Genomic DNA, 6,181 nt, shown 5'->3' on the forward strand with positions numbered 1-6,181 from the left:
CGGTGCCCAAGGTCTAGTAGACCTGCGACGGCTCCACCCCGTCGGCCATCAGGGCGAATTCCAGCGTGTATTTCGGACCACGGCGCAGGCCGCGCTTGCCGGGGAACTTCTCCGTGTTCCAGAAATCGGCCCAGCTCTTGGGGCCTTCCTTCAGGCGGGCGCCGTCATAGGTGATCAGGGTCGTCCAGACGATGGCGCCGACGCCGCATTCATGCACGGCGGCGGGAATGAACCTGTCCTTGCCGCCGAGCGCCGACCAGTCCATCTGCTCGAACAGGCCTTCCTCGCAGCCGAGCGCCAGTTCCTCCGCCTCGACCTGCACGACGTCCCAGTCGGCATTGCCGCCTTCGACCTTGGCGCGGAGAGCGCCGACGCCGCCGTTCCAACTGTCGTCCACCACCTTGATACCGGTCTTCTTGGAGAACGGCGTGAAATAGACCTCGCGCTGAGCGTCCTGATAGTTGCCGCCCCAGGAGGTGACCGTCAGGTCGCGGGCCTCGGCGCTTGCGACAGTCGCACCCAGCAGTGCGGCGCCCAGGAAAAGGTTGGTCTTCCAGCTCATCGATCGTCACCCTGTCGTGTTTTTATGATTAACTGATCGCTTTTCGCCTTTAGTTTTCATCAGCTTGATCGGCGTGTCCAGCGCAACGGTGGTCAGATTTTCCGGCGCCTGCGTGTATATTGTTTCAGCTCGGCCAGCGAGACGACACCCAGCGCCAGCCCGGCGGCGGCGTAGGTTGCCACGCCGGCGGATACCAGCAGTCCAAGGGCGAGCGTGCGGGTGGCCAGATCATGGACCGACAGAAGCTCGGCCAACGGGCCTTGAAGCCCCAAAAGTACTGCGGCCATCGCCGCGGCGGCCAGAAGCTGACGCGGAACCCGCCGCTTCAGCCGCGCGTCCAGCACCAGGAAGCCGCGCCGGAACAGCAGGGTCGCCAGCAACGCGCAGTTGACCCAGGACGCCGCCGATGTGGCGAGCGCCAGCCCCACCTGGGAGAGCGGCTGCATCAGCATCAGTTTCAGCGCCACGTTGACCGACACGACGACCAGCGCGATCTTGACGGGAGTCCGCGTATCCTGCCGCGCATAGAACCCCGGCAACAGGCTGCGAATCAGGACGAAGGCCGGCAGTCCCAACGCATAGGCCATCAGGGTCGTTGCGGTCGCTTGCGCGTCGGTGGCCTGGAACGCACCGCGTTCGAACAGGACCGACATGATCGGGTATGCCGCCGCCAGGAAGGCGGCTGCGGCCGGCAGGGTGAACAGCAGCGACAGTTCCAGCGCCCGGTTCTGGCTTTCGCTGGCCTGGGCCATGTTGCCGCCCTTCAGGGCGCGCGACAGCTCCGGCAGAAGGACGGTGCCGATCGCGATGCCGATGACGCCCAGCGGCAACTGGTTGATCCGGTCGGCGTAGTACAGATACGAGACGGCGCCGGTCGGCAGCAGCGACGCGATCAGGGTGTCGATGAACAGGTTGATCTGGGTGACGCCCGCCCCCAGCGCCGCCGGCCCGAGCACCGCCAGGAAGCGCTTCACTCCCGGCGTCAGGCGCGGCAGCCCCAGCTTCAGCGACATGCCGGCGCGATGGCAATCCCAGGCGAGATAAAGGAATTGGGCGATGCCGGCGGCCATGACGCCCCAGGCGAGCGCATGGCCTGCCGTCGGCAGCAAGGGGGTCAACCCGAGCAGCGCCGCGATCAGGCACAGGTTCAGCAGGATGGGCGCCGCGGCGGCGGCGGCGAATCGCTCGACGCTGTTGAGGACGGCCCCCATCAGCGACACCAGCGAGATGAACAGCAGGTAGGGGAAGGTGATCCGGGTGAACAGGACGGCCAGATCGTACTTCATGGGCTCGTCCGAGAAGCCCGGCGCGAAGATCAGCATGAAGGACGGCATGATCAGCTCGAACACGACCAGCAGCACGAGCTGGATCACCAGCAGGAACGCCAGGACCTGCTCCGCGAAGATCCGCGCCTGCGACCGGCCCTGCCCGACCAGGAACGCCGAGAACATCGGGACGAACGCCGCGTTGAACGCCCCTTCGGCGAACAGCGCCCGGAAATGGTTGGGCAGCCGAAACGCGACGAAGAATGCGTCGGCGACCGGCCCCGCCCCCAGAAGCGCTGCGGTCAGGATATCCCGGACAAAGCCGAGGACACGGCTGGCCAGGGTCAGGCCGCCGACGGAAAGGATTTTGCGGAACACGGTAGGTTTGCCTCGCGCGGCGGCGAAATTCGGGAAGAAGGACGCCGGGAAGCGGCGTCAGACGGGATCGAGCGCCCGGCAATCCTTGGCGGCCCAGCAGACTGAAACGGCATGGCCCGTCTGGAACGCCTCGGCACTGTCGGCGAACGGCACTTTGACCATAAAGTCGTCCGCGTCCGCAACCGCCAGCCGCAGGCGCAGGTGATCGCCCAGGTAAATCCGCTCCAGCACGCGGGCTTCCAGGCTGGTGACCGCCTCGTCCTGCGTCGGCTGGAAACCGATTCGCTCGGGCCGGATCGACAAGGTGGTCGGCTGTCCTGGCGAGTTGGCCGCGACCGCGGCGGCATAGACGCTCTGCCCGGTCTTCAGCTCGACCCGGCAGATGCCGCCCGAAACTTCCCGCACGATGCCGTTCAACCGGTTGTTCTCACCGATGAAGTTGGCGACGAAGCTGTTGCAGGGCTGCTGGTAGATACGGTCCGGCAGGTCGATCTGCTGGATGATGCCGTTGTTGAACACGGCGATCCGGTCGGACATCGTCAGCGCTTCGGTCTGGTCATGGGTGACGTAAACCACCGTGACGCCGAGCGACTCGTGGATGTGCTTGATCTCCAGCTGCATATGCTCGCGCAGCTGCTTGTCCAGCGCTCCCAGCGGCTCGTCCATCAGGACGAGCTGCGGATCGAAGACGAGGGCGCGGGCCAGCGCCACCCGCTGCTGCTGGCCGCCCGACAGCTCGGCCGGCCGCCGCCCGCCCAACTGGGAGAGATGGACCATCCCCAGCGCCTTGGCGACCCGTTCCCCGATTTCCGCCTTCGGCATCTTCCGGACGGACAGCGGGAAGGCCAAGTTCTCGGCCACCGTCATATGAGGGAACAGGGCGTAGTTCTGGAACACCATGCCGATGTCGCGCCGGTGCGGCGGCAGGCGCGCGATCGACCGTCCGGCAAGGCGGATGTCGCCCGATGTCGGCACTTCGAACCCGGCCAGCATCATCAGCGACGTCGTCTTGCCCGAACCGCTCGGCCCCAGCAGGGTCAGGAACTCCCCCCGCTGGATCTCCAGGTTCAGGTTTTTGACGACCAGGGTCTCGCCGTCATAGGTCTTGCGGACGTCGATGAACTCCACATGGGGAGAAGACGCCGAATGACCGGAGGCGTTGCGGGCCGTGCTGCCGGGGGCGGCCGATAGATCTGTCTGGCTCATGCAGCCGACAATATCGCAAAAATGCCGGGCTGCCAGCCTCCTTGAAAGTCCGCTTCGCCAATGCGTTCCACCAGCGTCCCGATCAGGGAATGCGCGGGTCGATAGCGGACAACCCCGATCGACGGGGACTTTTCACCCCTTTTATGTGTTCGTGAATTATGCGGGGGTTGATAGAGTGCAATCCTCCAAACACATGAGAACCGTTGACGCACCGCCCGAGGAATTTCGTTTTCAGGCGCCGCCAGGTAATCCATTCGATAGAATAGCCATGATGAGCAACCGCTTCGGTTTACGCGAAGAACCTTTCAAGATTACGCCGACAGCGCGTTTTACCTATGCGTCGCAGGAGCACGAGGAAGCGTTCAACGGCTTCGTTCTGGCTGTCCTTGCGCGCCGTCGGCTCATGGCTCTCTATGGTGAAACCGGGTCGGGCAAGACATCCCTGCTTCAGGAACTTCTCGACCATCTGGAAGGCGACGGCGCGATGGTGCTCGCGGTCGCCGCCAGACCGGGAATGACGGTCGAGGACATCATCCAGGAAGCCGGCGGCGAGTTGCTTCATGACGAGGCCAACGGTCAGCCGCTGACGGATATGGATGCCTTGATCGAACGGCTGGAGCAGCGGCTCGAGGAAGCGGGGACCGGCGTCCTGATCGTCGACGAAGCCCATGAACTCGACCTGCCCGTGCTCTACGATCTGGTGGACATGGCGTCCTCCGATACCGAAACCGGGCGCTTCCTTCAAGTCCTGCTGGCCGGTGCGCCCGATCTGGAACGCATGCTGGCGGAGCCGGGCCTGGAAGACTCGATGCGGCGCCTGGGCGTGTCGTACCACCTGCCGCCGCTCGACCAGGATCAGGTCGGCAGCTACATCAAGCAGCGCATCCGGCAAGCCGGCGCGGACCGGGACGATATCTTCGAGCCTGCCGCGATCCAGGCGATAACGCAGTACTCGGGCGGCCTGCTGCAACTGGTGAACACGCTGGGCGACGTGGCGCTGAGCGGTGCGTCGCGCACCGGCGAGCGGACCGTCACGCGTGCGCGGATCGATCAGGTCGCGGCCGATCTCGGCTTGCAGCCGTTGCAGGACGGTTTCGCCCACGCGCCGGAGCCTGAACCCGCCGAGGTTCAGGAGCCGATAGCGCGCCTGCGGCCGATCGTACCGATGGCGCCCCCTCCCGTACAGGCGCCGGCTCCCGTGCCGTTCCCCGCACAGCCCGCAGCGCCGCCGCACCGGGAGGTCTACCAGCCGGCGCCACGCCCTGTTCCCGCGCGCACATATCAGCCGCCCCGTGAACCGGAGATTGACCGGGAGCCCGACGACTGGGACGACGAAGTCGAGCCGCCTAAAGCCGTGATTCGCCGCCGGTCCGACCGGCCCGAGCCGCGAATGCTGGAGGCGGACGCTTATCCGGGCATACGGCCCGACCCCCGCTATCAGATCCAGCAGGATTTCAGCCGGCCGCGCCGCTGGCCGCTGGTGGCTGCCTGCGTCGCCGCTTTGCTGGTCGGGGCCGGCGCCGCGACCGCCGTGATGCATCCGGAGGCGTTCGAGCGGCTGTACGAGACAGCGACCGGCGGCCCGGCTCCCTGGTCCGACGGCGCGACCGAGACCGATGTCGCTACACGCCCGGCCGAGTCCATCCCGGAAACGCCGCCGATTTCGGTCGCACCGCCACCCACGCCCCGGTCGGCGCTGCCGCCGGGCGATACGGCATCAACGCCGGCAGCGATTCCGGAAGCGGCTCCGTCACCCGCCACGCCGGTTCCCCCGACTCCGCCCGTTCCGCCGTCGGCGAACTCGGGCGACGAGCAGAGAGTCGCCGACCTTGCGGCCCGCGCGGACCGCTACATCGAGCAGAAGCTGCTGACGACTCCGCCCGGCAGCAATGCGTTCGAGATCTATCAGCAGATCACCCAGATAGCGCCCCAGCATCCCAAGGCGGCCGCCATCCTGAGCGCGATCAAGGACAGCTATCTTCGCTGGGGCATAACGGCGGAGGAGCGCGGCCAGTTCGACAACGCGGCCGGCTTCTACCGGCGCGGCCTGAGCGTCGATCCGAGCGACCAGAACTTCCAGACCCATCTGCGCAACCTGGAACGGAAGCGCCAAGCGGCCGCTACGGCCAGCACGCCCACGGATACCGCGGCAGCACCGCCGGAACCGGCACCGGACCAGATCCTGCGCCTGCCCCCCGATTACGACGACCGCGCGGACGGAACGGCGAACCAGTCCCTGCCGCCGCCCAACCGGTTCTCGACCCGCGAGGAGATGATCCAGGCGTTCCAGCAGCCCGGCATGCTTCAGTCCGTCATCCAGGCGGGCCGCGACATCGATTACGAACTTCCCGACGGGAAGACCGCCCTGATGCTGGCATCGGAGCAAGGCAACGCACCAGCCGTCCGGCAGTTGCTGGCGGCAGGCGCGGCCCCCAACGCCCGCAGCCGCAACGGCGGCACGGCGCTGATGTATGCGGCCTCGATCGGCAACAACGCCGCCGTCCGGACGTTGTTGCAATCCGGCAGCGCAGTCAATTCCATGAACGTGGAGGGCAAGACGGCGCTGATGGCCGCCGCCGGCGGCGGGCACCTGGATACGGTCCGGGTTCTGCTGGAGAACGGGGCGAATATCGGAACGACCAGCATCCACGGGCGGACCGCGCTGAACTACGCCCAGGAGGGCGGGCATACCGCCGTCGTCAACCTCCTGAACTCCTTCGATCCGCAAGCGGCCTCGCGGCGCTCGTCGCGCGGCGGCAGTGAAGTCGGG

General features: G+C 66.5%; 4 protein-coding genes. 1 reads left to right on the plus strand and 3 read right to left on the minus strand.

The genetic code is table 11. The features are described 5' to 3' along the window. Positions 1 to 13: 13 nt before the first annotated feature. From AC5JJ6_RS36840 to AC5JJ6_RS36850, 3 genes are all read right to left on the minus strand, one after another. Positions 14 to 562 carry an extracellular solute-binding protein gene (locus AC5JJ6_RS36840; RefSeq protein ID WP_496046799.1) on the minus strand — a complete coding sequence of 183 codons (549 nt, stop codon included), beginning with the start codon at positions 560 to 562 and terminating at the stop codon, positions 14 to 16. 92 nt (positions 563 to 654) lie between these two features. Beyond that, positions 655 to 2,205, minus strand: a complete 1,551-nt coding sequence (gene murJ, locus AC5JJ6_RS36845) for a murein biosynthesis integral membrane protein MurJ (protein WP_496046800.1) — start codon at positions 2,203 to 2,205, stop codon at positions 655 to 657. 57 nt (positions 2,206 to 2,262) lie between these two features. Further along, positions 2,263 to 3,411 carry an ABC transporter ATP-binding protein gene (locus tag AC5JJ6_RS36850; RefSeq protein WP_496046801.1) on the minus strand — a complete coding sequence of 383 codons (1,149 nt, stop codon included), beginning with the start codon at positions 3,409 to 3,411 and terminating at the stop codon, positions 2,263 to 2,265. 271 nt (positions 3,412 to 3,682) lie between these two features. On the opposite strand from AC5JJ6_RS36850, the gene AC5JJ6_RS36855 reads away from it, so the two are divergent. Then, the coding region (locus AC5JJ6_RS36855; RefSeq protein WP_496046802.1) for an ankyrin repeat domain-containing protein at positions 3,683 to 6,181 on the plus strand (2,499 nt) is incomplete at its 3' end.

Source organism: Skermanella sp. (assembly GCF_059503625.1).

Excerpts from the sequence above, each read along its gene's own strand:
- AC5JJ6_RS36840 (WP_496046799.1), bottom strand. The coding sequence starts at position 562 with ATGAGCTGGAAGACCAACCTTTTCCTGGGCGCCGCACTGCTGGGTGCG.
- AC5JJ6_RS36850 (WP_496046801.1), bottom strand. The coding sequence starts at position 3,411 with ATGAGCCAGACAGATCTATCGGCCGCCCCCGGCAGCACGGCCCGCAAC.